Origin of the sequence: Streptomyces sp. HUAS TT7 (assembly GCF_051550175.1) — a bacterium.
Lineage (GTDB): Bacteria > Actinomycetota > Actinomycetes > Streptomycetales > Streptomycetaceae > Streptomyces.
Map to the genome: position 1 here is coordinate 6,795,619 of NZ_CP196175.1, position 18,701 is coordinate 6,814,319.

Annotated in this window: 18 protein-coding genes; 10 read left to right on the forward strand and 8 right to left on the reverse strand. The window is 71.4% G+C overall.

What is annotated here, in order from left to right; all coding sequences use genetic code 11:
* Window positions 1-30 precede the first annotated feature (30 nt).
* On the forward strand, window positions 31-564 hold the full coding sequence (locus ACSHXC_RS30575; protein ID WP_438294645.1) for a GNAT family N-acetyltransferase: 534 nt from the start codon (window positions 31-33) through the stop codon (window positions 562-564).
* Between the two features lie 7 nt (window positions 565-571).
* Here the strand turns inward: ACSHXC_RS30575 and ACSHXC_RS30580 are convergent, their stop codons facing one another.
* The 3 genes from ACSHXC_RS30580 to hmgA form a co-directional block, all read right to left on the reverse strand.
* Window positions 572-1,777, reverse strand: coding sequence for a type ISP restriction/modification enzyme (locus tag ACSHXC_RS30580; RefSeq protein WP_438294646.1), 1,206 nt, complete (start codon window positions 1,775-1,777; stop codon window positions 572-574).
* Window positions 1,778-1,886: 109 nt separating this feature from the next.
* The gene (locus tag ACSHXC_RS30585; RefSeq protein WP_438294647.1) at window positions 1,887-2,636 is read right to left on the reverse strand and encodes a GntR family transcriptional regulator; all 750 of its coding nucleotides are present in this window, start codon (window positions 2,634-2,636) and stop codon (window positions 1,887-1,889) included.
* Between the two features lie 23 nt (window positions 2,637-2,659).
* Window positions 2,660-3,985: a homogentisate 1,2-dioxygenase gene (gene hmgA / locus ACSHXC_RS30590; RefSeq protein ID WP_438294648.1), complete on the reverse strand. Its 1,326-nt coding sequence runs from the start codon at window positions 3,983-3,985 to the stop codon at window positions 2,660-2,662.
* Window positions 3,986-4,087: 102 nt separating this feature from the next.
* Here hmgA and ACSHXC_RS30595 point away from each other — a divergent pair, with 102 nt between their 5' ends.
* From ACSHXC_RS30595 to ACSHXC_RS30615, 5 genes are all read left to right on the forward strand, one after another.
* Complete coding sequence (locus ACSHXC_RS30595; RefSeq protein WP_438294649.1) at window positions 4,088-4,708, forward strand: TetR family transcriptional regulator; 621 nt, start codon at window positions 4,088-4,090, stop codon at window positions 4,706-4,708.
* Between the two features lie 78 nt (window positions 4,709-4,786).
* Entirely contained in the window at window positions 4,787-7,009 is a 2,223-nt protein-coding gene (locus ACSHXC_RS30600) for a molybdopterin oxidoreductase family protein (RefSeq protein ID WP_438294650.1), read from the forward strand.
* A gap of 122 nt (window positions 7,010-7,131) precedes the next feature.
* Window positions 7,132-8,526, forward strand: coding sequence for a CitMHS family transporter (locus tag ACSHXC_RS30605; protein ID WP_438294651.1), 1,395 nt, complete (start codon window positions 7,132-7,134; stop codon window positions 8,524-8,526).
* Between the two features lie 246 nt (window positions 8,527-8,772).
* Window positions 8,773-10,167: an aldehyde dehydrogenase family protein gene (locus ACSHXC_RS30610; protein ID WP_438294652.1), complete on the forward strand. Its 1,395-nt coding sequence runs from the start codon at window positions 8,773-8,775 to the stop codon at window positions 10,165-10,167.
* Between the two features lie 89 nt (window positions 10,168-10,256).
* On the forward strand, window positions 10,257-11,336 hold the full coding sequence (locus ACSHXC_RS30615) for a Zn-dependent alcohol dehydrogenase (protein WP_438294653.1): 1,080 nt from the start codon (window positions 10,257-10,259) through the stop codon (window positions 11,334-11,336).
* 209 nt (window positions 11,337-11,545) lie between these two features.
* On the opposite strand, the gene ACSHXC_RS30620 is transcribed toward ACSHXC_RS30615, so the two are convergent.
* Window positions 11,546-12,550, reverse strand: coding sequence for a DMT family transporter (locus ACSHXC_RS30620; RefSeq protein WP_438294654.1), 1,005 nt, complete (start codon window positions 12,548-12,550; stop codon window positions 11,546-11,548).
* An 85-nt stretch (window positions 12,551-12,635) separates the two neighbouring features.
* On the reverse strand, window positions 12,636-13,289 hold the full coding sequence (locus ACSHXC_RS30625; protein ID WP_438294655.1) for a TetR/AcrR family transcriptional regulator: 654 nt from the start codon (window positions 13,287-13,289) through the stop codon (window positions 12,636-12,638).
* A gap of 66 nt (window positions 13,290-13,355) precedes the next feature.
* Here ACSHXC_RS30625 and ACSHXC_RS30630 point away from each other — a divergent pair, with 66 nt between their 5' ends.
* The 3 genes from ACSHXC_RS30630 to ACSHXC_RS30640 all read left to right on the forward strand — a co-directional run bounded on the left by ACSHXC_RS30630 (window position 13,356) and on the right by ACSHXC_RS30640 (window position 15,597).
* The gene (locus tag ACSHXC_RS30630; protein ID WP_438294656.1) at window positions 13,356-14,513 is read left to right on the forward strand and encodes an acyl-CoA dehydrogenase family protein; all 1,158 of its coding nucleotides are present in this window, start codon (window positions 13,356-13,358) and stop codon (window positions 14,511-14,513) included.
* 88 nt (window positions 14,514-14,601) lie between these two features.
* Window positions 14,602-14,889, forward strand: a complete 288-nt coding sequence (locus tag ACSHXC_RS30635) for a YiaA/YiaB family inner membrane protein (protein ID WP_438294657.1) — start codon at window positions 14,602-14,604, stop codon at window positions 14,887-14,889.
* A gap of 72 nt (window positions 14,890-14,961) precedes the next feature.
* Complete coding sequence (locus ACSHXC_RS30640; protein WP_438294658.1) at window positions 14,962-15,597, forward strand: TetR/AcrR family transcriptional regulator; 636 nt, start codon at window positions 14,962-14,964, stop codon at window positions 15,595-15,597.
* Between the two features lie 84 nt (window positions 15,598-15,681).
* Here the strand turns inward: ACSHXC_RS30640 and ACSHXC_RS30645 are convergent, their stop codons facing one another.
* Window positions 15,682-16,143, reverse strand: a complete 462-nt coding sequence (locus ACSHXC_RS30645) for a MaoC family dehydratase (RefSeq protein ID WP_438294659.1) — start codon at window positions 16,141-16,143, stop codon at window positions 15,682-15,684.
* A 196-nt stretch (window positions 16,144-16,339) separates the two neighbouring features.
* Here ACSHXC_RS30645 and soxR point away from each other — a divergent pair, with 196 nt between their 5' ends.
* Window positions 16,340-16,801, forward strand: a complete 462-nt coding sequence (gene soxR / locus ACSHXC_RS30650; protein WP_438294660.1) for a redox-sensitive transcriptional activator SoxR — start codon at window positions 16,340-16,342, stop codon at window positions 16,799-16,801.
* Window positions 16,802-16,858: 57 nt separating this feature from the next.
* Here the strand turns inward: soxR and ACSHXC_RS30655 are convergent, their stop codons facing one another.
* Window positions 16,859-17,566: a 3-keto-5-aminohexanoate cleavage protein gene (locus ACSHXC_RS30655; RefSeq protein WP_438294661.1), complete on the reverse strand. Its 708-nt coding sequence runs from the start codon at window positions 17,564-17,566 to the stop codon at window positions 16,859-16,861.
* Between the two features lie 152 nt (window positions 17,567-17,718).
* A complete protein-coding gene (locus ACSHXC_RS30660; RefSeq protein ID WP_438294662.1) occupies window positions 17,719-18,330 on the reverse strand; it encodes a hypothetical protein in 612 nt (203 codons plus the stop codon).
* Between the last annotated feature and the right edge of the window lie 371 nt (window positions 18,331-18,701).

Consider the following 18,701-nt stretch of genomic DNA (forward strand, 5'->3'; position numbering starts at 1 on the left):
GCTCGGCCCCAGTCCGTGCAGGATGGGTCCATGACCGAGATCCGCACCCCCCGCCTGCTGCTGCGCCGCTGGACCGACGACGACCTCGTCCCCATGGCGGAGATCAACGCCGACCCGGAGGTCATGCGCTGGATCGGCGACGGCTCGGTCCGCGATCTGGAGACGACCGCCGAGAACATCGAGCGCTGGGAGGACGAGTGGGACGACGAGGGCTTCGGGCTCTTCGCCGTCGAGCTCCTCGGCTCCGGCGAGCTGATCGGCTTCACCGGCCTGTCCGTGCCGTACTTCCTGCCCGAGGCGGCGCACGAGGTGGAGATCGGCTGGCGGCTCGGCCGGCCGTTCTGGGGTCAGGGGTACGCGTCCGAGGCCGCCCACGCCTCGCTGGAGTTCGCGCTCCAGGACCGCGGGCTCGACCGGGTCATCAGCATCTCCCGGGTGGGCAACGAGGCCTCCGAGAACGTGATGCGCAAGCTCGGCATGAAGCTGGAGCGCGAGACGGTGCACCCCGAGTTCGGGCACGCGCTCAACATCCACTCCATCGATCTGACGGAATATCAGGCCTGAGCGCTGCTCAGATCAGCGCGAACTGACCCCCGGGTCCCTCCTCGTGGTGATCGAGTACGGACGCGGGATGCCGCGCCCCGTCCGGTACGGGCAGTACACCGGCCGTGCGGAGCTCGCCGCGCGTCAGCGGCTTCGTGATCGCGTCCGTCAACTCGGCCTGTTGTGAACCCAGTTCGCCGAGCAGGGCGAGCACCGTGATCAGTTCGAGCAGGTCCGAGGTCCGCTCCTGGGGCCAGTCGGCCGGGCCGACCGCGGCGAGCGTGCCCGGCTCCGCGGGCTCCGTGCGCCGCTGGAACCACAGATCGAGGATCCGCACCCCGCCGGCCTCGAACTCCCACGCCTCGCGCGGCACCGGCGAGATCCGCCCGCCGTCGCCCACGTGCAGGGTCTCCTCCTCGGCGTCGTAGCGCAGCTCCCGCGGGCGGGCCGGCAGTGCCGCCCGCACATAGGGCCGCCGCCCGCCGGGCAGCCGCGGCTTCTCGCCGCCGCGTGCCCCGCGCACCATCAGCGCGGTCATGCGCCGCCCCAACTCGACGCCGATGGGCCAGAGTCGGGGATCCCGCGGCAGCGGCACCGCGCACCCCGCGGCGCTCGGACGGGCGGCCGCCATAGCCCAGGCGAGCACGTCGTACGGAGCGACCTCGCATCCGTACGCCTGCGCGAGGAAGGGGAGCAGGCCCGGCGCGAGGTTCGGTTCGAGGCCGCCCGGGCGGCGGTGCAGCGGGCGGATGCGGCCCGGCCGCCCGGCGGGGGAGCGGCCGTCGGGCAGCACGGCGGAGACGGTCAGCGCGGGCCCGGCGTCCTTCGGCACGTACGCCTGCTCCACCGCGAAGAGCTGGTGCTCGTCCGCCACCCGCCACAGCTCCGGCCGGGCGGCGTCGATCAGGCGCTGGTCCGGTATCAGCCACTGCTCGTCGAGGGGGCCGTACCGGATGCGGACCGGGTCGGGGCACGGGCCCCGCTCCTGCGCCAGCGGGCCGGTGCCGGAGGTCCGGCCGGGCAGCGCGGCGACCGCCGAGCGGAGCGTACGGGACCGGGTCGGGCCGAAAAGACGTTCCCGCTCGGCCCCTTCGGACCGTACGAACAGGTCCCAGCGGGATCGCAGGGTGCGCTCGTCGGGTGCGACCACCCAGTCGCGCCCCAGCCGCGGCGGAGCCACCGACCAGGGCATCAGGTCGTCGAGGAGAGGCACGTCATCGCTCACAGCCAGCATGCTAAGCGCGCCGCGGGAGTGGCGGTCTTCGGCTGCGGACCGGCCGTGGCTGGTCGCGCAGTTCCCCGCGCCCCTTCAGGGCGCGGTACCGCACCGGACTTTCACAGGATCAGCGCGCCTCGACCGTCACCGAGAACGAGAAGCGGTCGCCGCGGTAGTGGATCCGGGCCACGTCGACGACCCGGCCCTTCGGGTCGTACGCCACGCCCGTGTAGTGCAGGATCGGCGAGAGCAGCGGGACCTGGAGCAGCTCGGCGGTCACCGGGTCGGCGAGGCGGGCCTCCACCGTGTCCGTGATGCGCGCGATGTCCACTCCGACCGCGTCCCGCAGCACCTTGGTCATCGGCCAGCGCTCAAGATCCGCGAGGTCGATCGCGGCGGCCACCTCCGGACGCACGGCGTTGTGGGCCCAGTTGGTCGGCTCGCCGCTCTCGTCGCACCGCAGCCGCCGGTACGTCACGACCTCGGGGCAGCCCGGAAAGTACTCGGCGAGTTCGCCGGGGACCGGCTCCGGGCCGTGGCCCAGGATCGTGGTCCGCTCGCCCGACTGCTGGGCCACGATCGCGTCGATCGAGCCGAGCAGCCGGACCGGGGACGCCCGCCGGGCGGCCGGCTCGATGAACGTGCCGCGCCGCCGGTGCCTGCTGATCAGGCCCTCCTCCTCCAGCTCCTTGAGTGCCTGACGCATCGTCAGCACGCTCACCCCGTAGTGCGCCGCGAGCTGCTCCTCGGTGGGCAGGCGCAGCGAGGCGTCGGGGGAGCGGCCCAGTATCGAGGCGCGCAGCGACTGGGAGACCTGGTACCAGAGCGGCAGCTTCCGGTTCAGGACCAGGGAGTCGGGTGCGAAGGAGGAGGTCACAGGGATTCCGTATCAGGCGGTGCTCAGGAGCGGAAGTGGCGCTGGAGACCCTGCCACACCTCGTCGTAGCCCCGCTGGAGGTGGTCGGCGGTCGCCGCCTGCTCGGTGGCGGTGACCGGCCAGCGCGTCTCGAACATGAAGGCCAGGCCGTCGTCGATCTTCTGCGGCTTCAGCTCGGCGGCGCTCGCCCGGTCGAAGGTCTCGCGGTCCGGACCGTGCGCCGACATCATGTTGTGCAGCGAACCGCCGCCGGGCACGAAGCCTTCGGCCTTGGCGTCGTACGCGCCCTCGATGAGGCCCATGTACTCGCTCATCACATTGCGGTGGAAGTACGGCGGGCGGAAGGTGTCCTCGCCGACCAGCCAGCGCGGCGCGAACACCACGAAGTCGACACCGGCCAGGCCCGGAGTGTCGGACGGCGAGGTGAGCACCGTGAAGATCGACGGGTCGGGGTGGTCGTAGCTGATGGTGCCCATCACGTTGAAGGTGCGCAGGTCGTAGACGTACGGCGTGTGCGTGCCGTGCCAGGCGACGACGTCCAGCGGCGAGTGGTCGTAGGTGGCGGTCCAGAGGTTGCCGCAGAACTTGTTCACCACCTCCACCGGGCCCTCGACGTCCTCGTACGCCGCTACCGGTGCCCGGAAGTCCCGTGCGTTGGCGAGGCCGTTGGCGCCGATCGGGCCGAGCTCGGGCAGCTCGAAGGGGCGGCCGTAGTTCTCGCACACGTACCCGCGGGCACTCTCGTCGAGGAGCTCGACGCGGAAGCGGACGCCGCGCGGGATCAGGGCGACCTCGCCGGGGCGGGCGGCGAGCAGGCCGAGCTCGGTGCGCAGGAGCAGGCCGCCGCGCTCGGGGACGATCAGGAGCTCGCCGTCGGCATCGCTGAACACCCTTGAATCCATGGAGGAGTTGGCGTGATAGAGGTGCACGGCCATGCCGGTGCGCTGGGTCGCGTCGCCGTTGCCGCCGAGCGTCCACAGGCCCGCCAGCCAGTCGGTGCCCGCCGGGGGCTCGGGCAGCGGGTTCCAGCGCAGCCGGTTCGGGTCGGGCACGGACTCGGTGAAGGGGGCCGAGCGGAGGTGTCCGTTGTCGGTACGGGCGAACGGGGGGTGCGCGGCCGATGGCCGGATCCGGTACAGCCAGGAGCGGCGGTTGTCCGCACGCGGCTCGGTGAAGGCTGATCCGCTCAGCTGCTCCGCGTACAGGCCGAGCGGGGCGCGCTGGGGTGCGTTGCGGCCGTGCGGAAGGGCGCCGGGGACGGCCTCCGAGCTGTGCTCATTGCCGAAGCCGTGGGAGTGGCCGAGGCCCTCCGCGATCTTCCTCGCCTGTTCGCCGGTGGTGGTCGTCATCGTCCGCTCTCCTGCTCCCGTGCCGGAATCCTATGCTCAACCGTAGGATTACGATGCGGTCGCGTCAACGGGAAATCCGGCCGGGCGGGGGATGATGGGCGCGTGTCTCCTGCTCCTGATCTCCACGCGAACCTCCGCCGGGCACCCGTGCAGCAGCGCAGCGCCGAGCGGCTGTCCCGGATACTCGACGCCTGCGCCGAACTCCTCGACGAAACCGGTTACGAAGACCTGTCCACCAGGGCGGTCGCCCAGCGCGCGGGCGTGCCCATCGGGTCCGTCTACCGCTTCTTCGGCAACAAGCGGGCGATGGCCGAGGCGCTCGCCGCCCGCAACCTCGACCGTTACGCCGGCATGATCAACGCGCGCCTGGAGAACATCGAGGCGGCCGACTGGCGGGGAGCGGTCGACGCGGTCCTGGACGAGTACCTCGTCCTGAAGCAGACGGTGCCCGGGTTCAACCTGGTCGACTTCGGCGGCCCCCAGCCGGTGCCCGACCCGGACTCCGACGCCAACCACATCCTCGCCGACCGCCTCGCCGAGCTCCTGCCGTCCCAGTTCGGCCGCACCCTGGACGCGGATCTGCGCCGGGTCATCCTGGTCGCGGTGGAGGCCGCCGACGCCACGCTGCGCCTCGCCTTCCGCACGGACCCGCAGGGAGACCCGGGCATCGTCGCGGAGACGCGGCAGCTCCTTCACGCCTACCTCGCCCGCACCCTGGACTGACCCCGGCCGGACCCTCCCCCACATGCCTACCGGTCGGTATGCTCAAAGGGCCCGTGCGCCGTCGCCCTGGGAGGACGAATGCCCCGCACCGCCCTGCGTATCTGCCCGCTCTGCGAAGCCACCTGCGGGCTGAGCCTCACCGTCGACGGCGCCCGGGTCACCGGCGCCCGCGGGGACAGGGACGACGTGTTCAGCCAGGGGTTCATCTGCCCCAAGGGCGCCTCCTTCGGCGAGATCGACGCCGACCCCGACCGGCTCACCGGCCCGCTCGTCCGCCGCGACGGCGTACTGGAGGAGGCCGGCTGGGCCGAGGCCTTCGACGTGATCGCGGCCCGCCTGCGGCCCATAGTGGAGCAGTACGGGCCGAACGCGATCGGCGTCGTCCTCGGCAACCCCAACGTCCACACCATGGCAGGCGCGCTCTACCCGCCGGTCCTGCTCGGCGCGCTGCGCACCCGCAACCTCTTCACCGCGAGCACCCTCGACCAGATGCCCAAGCACGTCTCCAGCGGGCTCCTGTTCGGCGACCCGTTCGCCATCCCCGTGCCCGACCTCGACCGCACGAGCCATCTGCTGCTGCTCGGTGCCAACCCGCTTGAGTCGAACGGCAGCCTGTGCACCGCCCCCGACTTCCCGGGCAAGCTGAAGGCGCTGCGGGCGCGCGGCGGCACCCTCACCGTCGTCGACCCGCGCCGCACCCGTACCGCGAAACTCGCCGGCCGGCACGTCGCGATCCGGCCCGGCACCGACGCCCTGCTGCTCGCCTCGATCACCCAGGTGCTCTTCGAGGAGAAGCTCGTAGCGCCGGGCGAGGCTGAGGCGCACATCGAGGGAATCGCCGAAGTCGCCGACGCCGTAAGGGAGTTCACGCCGGAAGTGGTCGGACCGGTATGCGATGTGGACCCCGGCGACATCCGGGTCATCGCCCGCGAACTGGCCGCCGCACCCGCCGCCGTATACGGCCGGATCGGCAGCTGCACCGTCGAGCACGGCACCCTGGCCAGCTGGCTCGTCGACGTACTCAACGTGCTGACCGGCAACCTCGACCGGCCGGGCGGTGCGCTCTTCCCGCTCTCCGCCACCGACCGCACCCCCCGCCCGGCGGGCCCCGGCAAGGGCTTCGCGCTCGGGCGCTGGCACAGCCGGGTCGGCGGGCACCCCGAGGTGAAGTCCGAACTGCCGCTCGCCGCCCTCGCGGAGGAGATCGAGACGCCGGGCGAAGGACAGATCCGCGCGGTCATCGCCTCCGCCGCCAACCCGGTCCTCTCCGCGCCGGACGGGGACCGGCTCGACCGGGCGCTGGCCGGGCTCGACTTCATGGTCAGCATCGACCCGTACCTCAACGAGACGTCGCTGCACGCCGACGTCGTACTGCCCCCGCCGCCGCCCTCCCAGAGCGCGCACTTCGACTTCGCCTTCAACGGCTTCGCGGTCCGCAACCAGGTCCGCTACACCCGGCCCGCCGTGCCGCTCGCCGAAGGGCGCATGGACGAGTGCGAGATCCACGCCCGGCTCGTGCTCGCCGCGAGCGGGATGCACGGCGCCGAACCCGCCGCCGTGGACGCGATGGTCGTCGACAGCGCGCTGGCCAAGGCCGTTGCCGACCCGCACTCGCCCGTACACGGCCAGGACGCGAAGGAACTCGCGGCCGGGCTCACCGGAGCCAACGGCCCCGAGCGGCGCCTCGACCTCATGCTCCGGCTCGGCCCGTACGGCGACGGCTTCGGCGCCGACCCCGACGGACTCACCCTGGACCGCGTGCTCGCCCACCCCCACGGCATCGACCTCGGACCGCTTCGGCCGCGCCTGCCGCAGGTGCTCAGGACCCGCAGCGGGCGCATCGAGCTGCTGCCCGCACCGATCGCCGCCGACCTGCCCCGGCTGCGCGCCGCCCTCGGCGAACGGCCCGCCTCCCTGGTCCTGGTCGGCCGGCGCCATCTGCGCTCCAACAACAGCTGGCTGCACAACATCCCCGCCCTGAACGGCGGTTCCAACCGCTGCACCCTCCAGATCCACCCCGAGGACGCGGCCCGGCTCGGCCTCGCCGACGGCACCGACGTACGGATCACTGCGGACGGGGGAGAGGTCGCGGCCCCCGTGGAGATCACCGACAGCGTCCGCAGGGGTGTCGTGAGCCTGCCGCACGGGTGGGGGCACAGCAGGCCCGGCAGCCGGCTCGCGGTCGCCGAGGACCGCCCCGGCGTCAACGTCAACCAGCTCCTCGACGGCTCCCGGCTCGACCCGCTGTCGGGGACCTCCGTGCTCAACGGCTTCCCCGTCGAACTCGTACCCCTATCGTGACCTGGACTTTTGCTCGTATTGCTCAGGTGTCAACATCTTGTTAAGGATTGAAACGGCGACCTAACGTCATCCGCACCGCCAGCCCCTGGTGGGAGTTCAAGGGTGAACGTTAGGTGTCCTCCATGCTGACCATCCTCGGCTTCGGCATGATCGCGACCTTCCTGGTCCTGATCATGCTGAAGAAGATGTCGCCGATCGCGGCGCTGGTTCTGATCCCCGCTCTCTTCTGCGTCTTCGTCGGCAAGGGAGCCCATCTCGGCGACTACGTCATCAAGGGCGTCGGCTCGCTGGCGCCCACCGCCGCGATGCTCATGTTCGCGATCGTCTACTTCGGCGTGATGATCGACGTGGGCCTCTTCGACCCGATCGTGCGAGGCATCCTGCGCTTCTGCAAGGCCGACCCGATGCGCGTGGTCGTCGGCACCGCGCTGCTCGCCGCCGTCGTCTCGCTCGACGGCGACGGCTCCACCACCTTCATGATCACCGTCTCGGCGATGTACCCGCTCTACAAGCGGCTCGGCATGAGCCTCGTCGTGATGACGGGCGTCGCCGCGATCGCCAATGGTGTCATGAACACGCTTCCCTGGGGCGGCCCGACCGCCCGCGCCGCGACCGCGCTCAAGCTGGACGCCTCCGACATCTTCGTGCCGATGATTCCCGCGCTCGCGGTCGGCCTGGTCGCCGTTCTCGTCCTCTCGTACGTGCTCGGCATGCGCGAGCGGAGGCGCGTCGGCCATCTGTCGCTCGACAAGGTCCTGGAACCGGAGACCGAGACCGTCCTGGTCGGGGCCGGCGGCGCAGGCTCGGGCTCGGGTGGGGCGCCGCGCAAGGCGAGTGGTGGCGGCACCGGTGCGGACGCCCCGGAAGGCGACGACTTCCAGGGGCTCGCCCCGGCCCGGGAGACCCTGCGCCCCAAGCTGTACTGGTTCAACGCGCTGCTCACCGTCGCCCTGCTCACCTCCATGATCATGGAGTGGCTGCCGATCCCGGTGCTCTTCCTGATCGGCGCGGCCCTCGCGCTGACCGTGAACTTCCCGCACATCCCGGACCAGAAGGCCCGCATCGCCGCCCACGCCGACAATGTCGTCAACGTGTCCGGCATGGTCTTCGCGGCCGCCGTCTTCACGGGCGTCCTCAGCGGCACCGGCATGGTCAAGCACATGGCCGACTGGCTGGTCGGCGTGGTGCCGGACAGCATGGGCTCGCAGATGGGCCTGGTCACCGGGGTGCTCAGCCTGCCGCTCACCTACTTCATGTCCAACGACGGCTTCTACTTCGGCGTCCTGCCCGTCCTCGCCGAGGCCGGTGCCGCGCACGGCGTCTCCCCGCTGGAGATCGCCCGCGCCTCGCTGGCCGGACAGGCCCTGCACATGTCGAGCCCGCTCGTCCCGGCGGTGTACGTCCTGGTCGGCATGGCGAAGGTCGAGTTCGGCGACCACACCCGGTTCACGGTGAAGTGGGCGGCGCTCACCTGTCTGGTGGTGCTCGGCTCGGGCATCCTCTTCGGCATCATCTGACCCCTCCCTTTCGGCCAACTCCGCCGGTGCGGCACGTCCTTCGTGCCGCGCCGGCGTGCGTGCCGGGCGATCTCGGGTTGGTGGCCGAAGGGGGTGTCTGGCGGAGTGCCGCCCGGGACCAGGAGGATGGCGCCGGTGAGAACCACCGCGGCCGGGTCCCGGCCGCACGGGCCGCCTCTGGCGCCCAAAAACTAACGGCGCTAGTTTGAGCGGCGTACGACACCGGTCCGGCTCGGGAGGAATGCGATGAAGGCCCACGACGGGATGTACATCGGCGGCGAGTGGCGAGCTGCCGCAGGCCAGGACACCATCGCGGTGGTGAACCCGGTCGACGAGCGGGTCATCGCCCATGTCCCGGCGGGCACGGCCGAGGACGTCGACAGTGCGGTGCACGCCGCCCGCGCGGCACTCCCGGCCTGGGCCGCGACCCCGCCCGCCGAGCGCGCTGCGGGGCTCGCGGCGCTGCGGGACCGCCTGGTCGCCCGCAAGGACGAGATCGCCGCGACCATCAGCGCGGAACTGGGCGCGCCGCCGGCCTTCGCCCAGGCCGTGCAGACGGGCCTGCCGATCGCGATCGCCGGTTCGTACGCCGAACTGGCCGCCTCGTACGCCTTCGAGGAGAAGATCGGGAACTCCACCGTCTACCAGGAGCCGGTGGGGGTCGTCGGTGCGATCACGCCCTGGAACTATCCGCTGCACCAGATCGTCAACAAGGTAGCTCCCGCACTGGCGGCGGGCTGCACGGTCGTCCTCAAGCCCGCCGAGGACACGCCCCTGACCGCGCAGCTCTTCGCCGAGGCGGTGCACGAAGCCGGCCTGCCCGCCGGTGTGTTCAACCTGGTCACCGGCCTCGGCCCGGTCGCGGGCCAGGCGCTCGCCGAGCACGAAGGGGTCGACCTGGTCTCCTTCACCGGCTCGACGGCCGTCGGAAAGACCATCGGCGCCACGGCGGGCGCCGCCGTCAAACGGGTCGCCCTGGAGCTGGGCGGCAAGTCCGCCAACGTCATCCTGCCCTCCGCCGACCTCGCCAAGGCCGTCGGCGTCGGCGTCGCCAACGTGATGGGCAACTCCGGCCAGACGTGCAGCGCCTGGACGCGGATGCTGGTCCACGCCGACCAGTACGACGAGGCCGTCGAGCTGGCCTCGGCCGCCGCCGCCAAGTACACCGTCGGCGACCGCGTCGGCCCGCTCGTCAATGCCAAGCAGCTGGCGCGCGTACGCGGCTACATCGAGAAGGGCGTCCAGGAGGGCGCGCGCATCGTCGCGGGCGGCCCGGAAGCGCCCCTGGAGCAGGGCTACTACGTCACGCCGACGATCTTCGCGGACGTCACCCCCGAGATGACCATCGCCCAGGAGGAGATCTTCGGCCCGGTCGTCTCGATCATCAAGTACGTGGACGAGGACGACGCCCTGCGGATCGCCAACGGCACCGTGTACGGCCTGGCGGGCGGGGTCTGGGCGGCCGACGACGCGGAGGCCGTGGCCTTCGCGCGCCGCATGGACACCGGCCAGGTCGACATCAACGGCGGACGCTTCAACCCCCTTGCCCCCTTCGGCGGTTACAAGCAGTCGGGCGTGGGCCGCGAGCTCGGCGTGCACGGCCTGACCGAGTACCTCCAGACGAAGTCGCTCCAGTTCTGAGACGCACCGGTTCTGAGGGACGCACCGGCTGCGGATCCGCCGCCATCCCTTCCTCTCCTCCTTCTTACCCTTCAGGAGTAACGCAAGCCATGGTTCGCGCCGCCGTACTGCCCGCCGTCGGCTCTCCGCTGGAGATCACCGACATCGACCTTCCCGAGCCGGGACCCGGCCAGGTGCGGGTCCGCCTGGCCGCCGCCGGGGTCTGCCACTCCGACCTCTCGCTCACCAACGGCACCATGAGGGTCCCGGTCCCCGCCGTCCTGGGGCACGAGGGCGCGGGCACGGTGGTCTCCGTCGGCGAGGGCGTCACATCGGTGGCCTCCGGTGACGAGGTCGTCCTCAACTGGGCGCCGTCCTGCGGGAGTTGTCACCCCTGCTCGCTCGGCGAGGTGTGGCTGTGCGTCAACGCGCTGAACGGCGCGGCCTCCGTGTACGCGCGCACCGCCGACGGCACGGAGCTGCACCCGGGCCTGAACGTGGCCGCGTTCGCCGAGGAGACCGTCGTCGCCGAGAACTGCCTCATCCCGCTCCCCAAGGGCATCCCGCTGACCGAGGCGGCGCTGCTCGGCTGCGCGGTCCTCACGGGGTACGGGGCGATCCACCACTCGGCGAAGGTGCGCTCGGGCGAGACGGTCGCGGTGTTCGGCGCGGGCGGCGTGGGCCTGGCCACCCTCCAGTCGGCCAGGATCGCGGGCGCCGCGCAGATCATCGCCGTCGACGTCTCCCCGGAGAAGGAGGAGCTGGCCCGCCGGGCCGGCGCGACCGACTTCGTCGTCGCCTCCGAGACCACGGCCAAGGACATCCGGGGGCTCACCGGCGGCCAGGGCGCGGACGTGGCCGCCGAGTGCGTGGGCCGCGCGGTGACCATCCGTACCGCCTGGGAGTCGACCCGGCGCGGCGGCCGCACCACCGTCGTCGGCATCGGCGGCAAGGACCAGCAGGTCACCTTCAACGCCCTGGAGATCTTCCACTGGGGCCGCACGCTGGCGGGCTGCGTGTACGGCAACTCCGACCCGGCGACCGACGTCCCGATCCTGGCCGACCACATCCGGGCGGGCCGCCTGGACCTCACCGCGATGGTGTCCGAGCGCATCGCCCTCGACGGAATCCCGGCGGCTTTCGACAACATGCTGGCAGGGAAGGGGGGACGGGCGCTGGTGGTGTTCTAAACGGGTGCCGGCCGCCCTGCGAGTGGACCTCGCGCCCCAGTGCTGACAGGGGCGCGGGGCCGTGACATTGTGCGGCTCCGCCGCGATGGGGGTCCCCCCTGTTCATGGGGGTCCCCCTGGCCCTTTAGGCCTTGGGGGAGAAGCCGAGAGCTTGGGGGAGCGACCAGCCACGGACAACCCGCACCCGACCAATCGACCGGCGGAACCCCTCAGTTGACCCGCTCGGGGTCGGGCTCGCCCGCATCCTCGGGCGTGGGCCCGGACGGCCCGCCCCCACCCGTGGACGTGGCCCCGGACGCCACAGTGGCCCCGCCCCCGGAGGCCCGTGGACGGGACCGAGAAACAGCCACCCCCGCGAGGCAGATCGCCCCACCGACCAGGGTGAGCACGGCCGGGACCTCGTCCAGCACAGCCCAGGACATGAGCACGACCATCGCGGGCACCACGTACGTCGTCGCACCCATGCGACTCGCCGACGTACGGGCCAGCGCGAACGCCCACGTAGTGAAGGCGAGCGCGGTCGGGAACACTCCCAGGTACACCATGTTCAGCGTCGCGGAGGCGGGCGCGTGCGAGGCGTCCGAGATCAGCTGCCCGCTGAACGGCAGACAGGCCACCGCCCCCACCAGGCAGCTGAAGAAGGTGACTTGGAGCGGGCTGCCGTGCCGCAGGGCCGGCTTCTGCAGGACGACTCCGGCCGCATAGGTCGCCGCCGCGACCAGGCACAGCACCACCCCGAGCACCGAGGCGTGCCCGTCGCCCGACATGGAGAGCCCCACCGCGATCGCGCCCGCGAACGAGACGGCCATGCCGGCGATCAGCCGCGGCGGCAGTGCCTCGCCGAGGAAGCGCGAGGCGAGCAGCGCCATGAGGATGGGCCCGATGTTCACGATCATCGCGGCGGTACCCGCATCGACCTGCCGCTCGCCCCAGTTGAGGGCCACCATGTAGCAGGCGAACCACAGGAAACCGGACGCCAGGATGCCCGGCCAGGCGGCCCGCGGCGGCAGCCCCTCGCGGCGTATGAGCAGGAAGAGCCCGAGCACGAGCGCCCCGGAGAGCAGGCGGCCGAGGGCGAGCGCGCCGGGGGAGTAGGCCTCCCCGGCGCTGCGGATCGATACGAAGGCCGAGGCCCACAGCACGACGGAGACCGCCACGGCGGCCAGGGCGAGCCGAGCGGAGCGGCGCTCGGGGGAGGTGTTGGTCATGGTCATGCACAGTAGGCGAGGGGAGGCCCGAGGCCGGCCGAATTATCACGCGGGCCCGGGCTGCCCCGAAGGCCGGAAGGGGAGCGGGACTTCAGGAGACCGGCTGGTCGCCCAGCGCCGCGTACTGCATCGAAAGGCCGTCGAGCAGAGCCCGCAGCCCCGTCTCGAAGGCGCCCTCGTCGATCTTCTCCTGCCGCTCGGCGAGCAGGTGCGCCTGCCCCAGGTGCGGATAGTCCGCCGGGTCGTACGCCGCCTCGTCGTCCACGAAGCCGCGGGCGAAGGAGCCGAGCGCCGAGCCCATGATGAAGTACCGCATCAGCGCGCCGATGCGGGTCGCCTGGGCCGGAGGCCAGCCCGCCGCGACCATCGCGCCGAACACCGCGTCCGCGAGCCGCAGGCCGGCCGGGCGCCGGCCGGGCCCCTGGGCGAGGACCGGGACGATGTTGGGGTGGCGGGTCAGGACCGCGCGGTAGGAGAGCGCCCAGTCGTGCAGGGACGTACGCCAGTCGCGGTCGTCGTCCGCGTCGAACATCGACAGGTCGACCTGTGCGGAGGTGGCGTCCGCGACGGCCTCCAGGATCTCGTCCTTGGTGCGGAAGTGGTTGTAGAGCGAGGGCCCGCTGACCCCGAGCTCGGCGGCGAGGCGGCGGGTCGAGACGGCCGCCAGACCTTCCGCGTCCACGAGCGCGCTCGCCGCCGTGACGATGCGGTCGGTGCTCAGGAGGGGCTTGCGCGGTCGGGCCATGCGGCACATAGTAGGGCCTGCCAACCGAAAACTAGCAGTGGTAATTAAATCTGGGGTGCAGGGAAAATGAACCTGGAGCTGAGCGAGGAACAGGCGGCCGTCCGGCAGCTCGCCGAGGAGTTCGTCGGCCGCGAGATCACCCCGCACGTCGTCGAGTGGGACCGCTCCGAGAACATCGACAAGTCGATCGTGAAGAAGCTGGGCGAGCTCGGCTTCCTCGGGCTCACCATCGACGAGGAGTACGGCGGCTCGGGCGGCGACCACCTCGCGTACTGCCTGGTCACCGAGGAACTCGGCCGCGGCGACTCCTCGGTCCGCGGCATCGTCTCGGTCTCGCTCGGCCTGGTCACCAAGACCATCGCAGCCTGGGGCAGCGAGGAGCAGAAGCGCGCCTGGCTGCCCCGGCTCACCTCCGGCGACGCCCTCGGCTGCTTCGGCCTCACCGAGCCGGGCACGGGCTCGGACGCCGGAAACCTCTCCACGAAGGCCGTCCGGGACAGCGCTTCCGGCGACTACGTGATCAACGGCGCCAAGATGTTCATCACCAACGGCACCTGGGCCGACGTGGTTCTGCTCTTCGCCCGCACCAACGACACCCCCGGCCACCGGGGCGTCTCCGCCTTCCTGGTCCCCACCGATACCCCGGGCCTCACCCGCCGCACCATTCACGGCAAGCTCGGCCTGCGCGGCCAGGCCACCGCCGAGCTGGTCCTCGACGACGTACGGGTCCCGGCGGGCGCGCTGCTCGGCCCCGAGGGCAAGGGCTTCTCCATAGCGATGTCGGCGCTCGCCAAGGGGCGGATGTCGGTCGCGGCCGGCTGCGTCGGCATCGCCCGGGCGGCGCTGGACGCGGCCGTCGGGTACGCGGGCGAACGCGAGCAGTTCGGCAAGCCGATCGCCCACTACCAGCTCGTCCAGGAGCTGATCAGCGACATCTCGGTGGACGTGGACGCGGCCCGGCTGCTGACCTGGCGGGTCGCCGATCTCATCGACCGGGGCGAGGAGTTCGCGACCGCCGCGTCCAAGGCGAAACTGTTCGCCTCAGAGGCCGCGGTGCGCTCCGCCAACAACGCCCTCCAGGTCTTCGGCGGCTACGGCTACATCGACGAGTACCCGGTCGGAAAACTGCTGCGCGACGCCCGCGTGATGACTCTGTACGAGGGCACCAGCCAGATCCAGAAGCTCATCATCGGCCGAGCGGAGACCGGGGTTTCGGCCTTCTGATCAAGGGGCGCCGGGCCTCGGCGTCCGAGTACGTACTGAGTACGAGAGCGGATGTGGCACGCGCCACATCCGCTCCATGCTGTGCGCCATGAGTGAGACACCGGTCAAGCAGCAGAACACCGCGGCGTACTACGGACAGGCCGTCGCCGCCTTCTCGATCGCGCTCGCCGCGACCGCGATCGGCATCCTGCGTCTCCAGGCGGACGCCTGGGTACGAGCGTTCCTCGGCATAGCGGTCCTCTATCTCCTCACGTCCGCCTTCACCCTGGCCAAGGTGATCAGGGACCGGCAGGAGGCCGGGCAGATCGTCAGCCGCGTCGACCAGGCCCGCCTGGAGAAGCTCCTGGCCGAACACGACCCGTTCCAGAAGCTCTAAGCGCTTGCTCACCCTCGGGGTATGGTGTTCGTCCTGCTGAACGGAAGCGCGGACGGACGGAAGGGGCGAGCGATGGGCACGGCTGACGTGACTGACGAGACGGCCGGCAGCGAGGAGAAGCCGTGGGGCGAGGTCACGCCCGAGGCTGCCAGGAGGCTGCTCGTCGCCGCTGTCGAGGCCTTCGCCGAGCGCGGCTACCACGCCACCACGACCCGGGACATCGCGGGCCGGGCCGGGATGAGCCCGGCCGCGCTCTACATCCACTACAAGACCAAGGAAGAGCTGCTCCACCGGATCAGCCGGATCGGCCACGACAAGGCACTGGAGATCCTCCAGTCCGCGGCCGAGGGTGAAGGCAGCGCCGCCGAGCGGCTCTCCGCCGCGGTGCGCTCCTTCGTCCGCTGGCACGCGGGGCACCACATGACGGCCCGCGTGGTCCAGTACGAACTCGACGCGCTCGGCGCCGAGCACCGTACCGAGATCGTGGAACTGCGCAGGCAGAGCGATGCCGCGGTGCGCCGCATCCTCAACGAGGGCGTGGCGGCGGGCGAGTTCGACGTGCCGGACGTGCCGGGCACCACGCTCGCCGTGCTGTCGCTCTGCATCGACGTGGCCCGCTGGTTCAACACCCAGGGCCGCCGCACGCCCGACGAGGTCGGTGCACTGTATGCCGACCTCGTCCTGCGGATGGTGGGCGCCCAGAAGTAGCGGGCCCGGCCCGGCTGGATTCCGGGCCGGGCCGGGAAGTCCGGCCGGGTCCGGAAGGCCAGGAGGCCGGAGGTCCGGCCGGGCTCAGAAGAAGTAGCGCGAGACGGACTCCGCCACACACACCGGCTTGTCGCCGCCCTCGCGCTCGACGGTGACCTTCGCCGTCACCTGGACGCCGCCGCCCGCCTCCACGACCTCCGTGAGAACTGCCGTGGCGCGCAGCCGCGAGCCGACCGGCACGGGGGAGGGGAAGCGGACCTTGTTGGTGCCGTAGTTGATGCCCATCTTCATGCCCTCGACGCGCAGCACCTGCGGGACCAGCGTCGGCAGCAGCGACAGGGTGAGATAGCCGTGCGCGATGGTCGTCTTGAACGGGCCGGCCGCGGCCCGTTCCGGGTCGACATGGATCCACTGGTGGTCGCCGGTCGCGTCGGCGAACAGGTCGATCCGCTTCTGGTCGATCTCCAGCCAGTCGCTGTGCCCGAGCTGCTCGCCCACCCCGGCCTTCAGCTCCTCGGCGGACGTGAAGATCCTCGGCTCTGCCATGTCCCTGGTCCCTGCCTCTCGCGACGCTCTCGCAGTGATGGAAAAGCGCATGCGTCAACGCATGTACAAGCGCTTGCTCAGCTAGCTCAGCATGGTTGGGGCCGCCGGTCCTGTCAACGATGTACGGGGTGGGGCCGGGCCTGTTCGAGTGGGGCGCCCGGCGGAGGCCGGGGGCGGGGCCAGTAGGGTTCGAGGGGTGCCGCAGATTCCAGAGAAGATCCACGAGCTCACGGTCGGGCAGCTGTCCGCGCGCAGCGGGGCTGCCGTGTCCGCCCTGCACTTCTACGAGTCCAAGGGCCTGATCAGCAGCCGCCGGACCTCCGGCAACCAGCGCCGCTACTGCCGGGACACCCTGCGCCGCGTGGCCTTCATCCGGGCCGCGCAGCGCGTCGGCATCCCCCTGGCCACGATCCGGGACGCCCTGGCCGAGCTCCCCGAGGAGCGCACCCCCACCAAGGAGGACTGGGCCCGCCTGTCCGAGAACTGGCGCGCGGAACTCGACCGGCGCATCACACAGTTGGGCCGGCTGCGCGACCACCTCTCGGACTGCATCGGCTGCGGCTGTCTGTCCCTGGACAACTGCGTCCTGTCCAACCCGGACGACGTCTTCGGTGACAGCCTCACCGGCTCCCGGCTGCTCGCCGAGCGCAAGGGCTGAGCTGCCGGCCTCTTACGGGCACGTCCCTGGATCCGTACCGGCAGGGCCTCCTGCCCCTCACGCGCAGGCCAGCGCCGCCCGCACCAACTGGGCGTTGGACTCGGCCCGTTCGCCGTCCGGAAGGGCCAGCACGTCCTCCAGGCCTATGCGGGTGTCGAGCCCCAACCCGAGCGCCAGGCGCAGCACCGGCCAGGTGCCGCCGTCGTGGCTGTGCAGCAGTATGGGCCTGCCGTGCGCGGTGCCCAGCTCGGCGAGCAGGGAATGCGCCGTCGGCTCGGCGGCCTCCGTGGACGTGCCGATCACCTCGGCGAGGATGCGCAACACCCTTGAGGAGTAAGGGGAGTTGAGGAAGCGCTGGGCGGCGGGGGTGTCGGACCAGATGCCCGCCTCGATGCCCACGCCCCGGTCGAGCAGCGCGGCCGCCACCTCGTCGGCGCCGTCCTCGTGCCAGTTGACCGACGCGTAGTCGGGCAGCACCGTCCAGGATCGGACGCGCTCCACGCGGCGGGCCGGATCCGGCTCCGCCCAGGCGCCCGTGGTCACCCCGACCGGCACGGACACCGCGGCCCGTATCGCCTCAAGTGCCGGGCCCACCACGCGCGGTGAGAGCGAATCGCTTCCGCAGGGCGTCTTGGGATGGACATGGACCTCGGCCGCACCGGCGGCCACCGCCGCTGCCGCGGACTCCGCTAGGGCGGCCGGGGACAGCGGCACCGCCGAGCCGTCCTCCGCACTTCGTACGCCGTTCAGGCAGACCTGGATCATGTCTTCGATGGTGCCAGAGCCCACTGACAACGCGGGCGCCACTGTCGATGAAAAGTCCTCCGGCAACGCGGGGCGCTCCGACAATGCGGGGCCCTCAGGCAGCGCGAGGCCCTCTGACAACGCGGGGGAGAGTCGGCTCGCCCCCGCGCCGCTCACGCCACCGATGCCAGTTCTCCGCGCCGTGCCGCCTTGGCCCGTGCCACCGCCTCGGAGGTCAGTACCGGGCGCGGCACCAGAATTCCGCAGCCCGAGCAGACCGTTCCGAACCACGGCTCGTGGGTGAGATCCTGGTTCCACACCAGCCGGCTTCCCCCGCACACCGGGCACACCGTGCCGGGCGCGGCCCGCAGTGCCGCGATCATGCGGCCGAGCACCTCGGCCAGCGGCTCGGTGGGATGTGTCGTGGGATCGTCGCACCAGGCCACCCCGAAACCGCCCCAGGTGCGCCGGTGCCAGTCGTCGAAGGAGCCCGGGCGCCGCAGCCCCGCGTGCTTCTCGCGCTTCCTGCGCGCAGCGAACTCCACTTCGTAGGCGAGCCAGACGGCTCTGGCCGCCTCCAGCTCCTCCAGTGCGGCCACCAGCCGCGCCGGATCGGGTGCCCGGTCCTCGGGTCCGATGCGGTGCCTGCCGCACAGATGGTCCCAGGTCGCCCGATGCCCGTAGGGGGCGAACCGCTCCAGACACTTGCGCAGCGAATAGCGCCGCAACGCGAGGTCGTTCCTCGGGTCGCGCACCTGTCTCGCCAGACTGCGGAAACCAGCCATGGCCCTGCCACCTCCGTCGCTCGTACTTCGGCGTCGAGGAATGGACGTACCCGAAGGCGATCCGGCTCCATCGAAATTCCGATGGCGTCCATTACGGGGGATTCGCCTACCCTGTCCCAACCGTTGGAATCCCATTCTCATGAACTCCTCAGAACGTGGCCCATATGGACCCTTCCCCCCGCCGACCTGCTGGAACGGTCGAAGAGGCCAGGCTGTGGCGGTGCCGGGGAAGTGCCGAGGCCGGCAAAGGATCAGCCCCCATCAGGCGCTCCGCCACATCCGGAATCCCTTCAACCGGTTTGGCCCCCATGGCCACTTGGGCACCAACGGCACGGCTCGTATTCGACCGTCCCACATAACCCTGCGGAGTC

Excerpts from the sequence above, each read along its gene's own strand:
- ACSHXC_RS30640 (WP_438294658.1), top strand. The coding sequence starts at position 14,962 with ATGGGCACGGCTGACGTGACTGACGAGACGGCCGGCAGCGAGGAGAAG.
- ACSHXC_RS30625 (WP_438294655.1), bottom strand. The coding sequence starts at position 13,289 with ATGGCCCGACCGCGCAAGCCCCTCCTGAGCACCGACCGCATCGTCACG.
- ACSHXC_RS30635 (WP_438294657.1), top strand. The coding sequence starts at position 14,602 with ATGAGTGAGACACCGGTCAAGCAGCAGAACACCGCGGCGTACTACGGA.
- ACSHXC_RS30605 (WP_438294651.1), top strand. The coding sequence starts at position 7,132 with ATGCTGACCATCCTCGGCTTCGGCATGATCGCGACCTTCCTGGTCCTG.
- hmgA (WP_438294648.1), bottom strand. The coding sequence starts at position 3,985 with ATGACGACCACCACCGGCGAACAGGCGAGGAAGATCGCGGAGGGCCTC.
- ACSHXC_RS30600 (WP_438294650.1), top strand. The coding sequence starts at position 4,787 with ATGCCCCGCACCGCCCTGCGTATCTGCCCGCTCTGCGAAGCCACCTGC.
- ACSHXC_RS30575 (WP_438294645.1), top strand. The coding sequence starts at position 31 with ATGACCGAGATCCGCACCCCCCGCCTGCTGCTGCGCCGCTGGACCGAC.
- ACSHXC_RS30610 (WP_438294652.1), top strand. The coding sequence starts at position 8,773 with ATGAAGGCCCACGACGGGATGTACATCGGCGGCGAGTGGCGAGCTGCC.
- ACSHXC_RS30660 (WP_438294662.1), bottom strand. The coding sequence starts at position 18,330 with ATGGCTGGTTTCCGCAGTCTGGCGAGACAGGTGCGCGACCCGAGGAAC.
- ACSHXC_RS30620 (WP_438294654.1), bottom strand. The coding sequence starts at position 12,550 with ATGACCATGACCAACACCTCCCCCGAGCGCCGCTCCGCTCGGCTCGCC.
- ACSHXC_RS30615 (WP_438294653.1), top strand. The coding sequence starts at position 10,257 with ATGGTTCGCGCCGCCGTACTGCCCGCCGTCGGCTCTCCGCTGGAGATC.
- ACSHXC_RS30655 (WP_438294661.1), bottom strand. The coding sequence starts at position 17,566 with ATGATCCAGGTCTGCCTGAACGGCGTACGAAGTGCGGAGGACGGCTCG.
- ACSHXC_RS30645 (WP_438294659.1), bottom strand. The coding sequence starts at position 16,143 with ATGGCAGAGCCGAGGATCTTCACGTCCGCCGAGGAGCTGAAGGCCGGG.
- ACSHXC_RS30630 (WP_438294656.1), top strand. The coding sequence starts at position 13,356 with ATGAACCTGGAGCTGAGCGAGGAACAGGCGGCCGTCCGGCAGCTCGCC.
- ACSHXC_RS30580 (WP_438294646.1), bottom strand. The coding sequence starts at position 1,777 with ATGCTGGCTGTGAGCGATGACGTGCCTCTCCTCGACGACCTGATGCCC.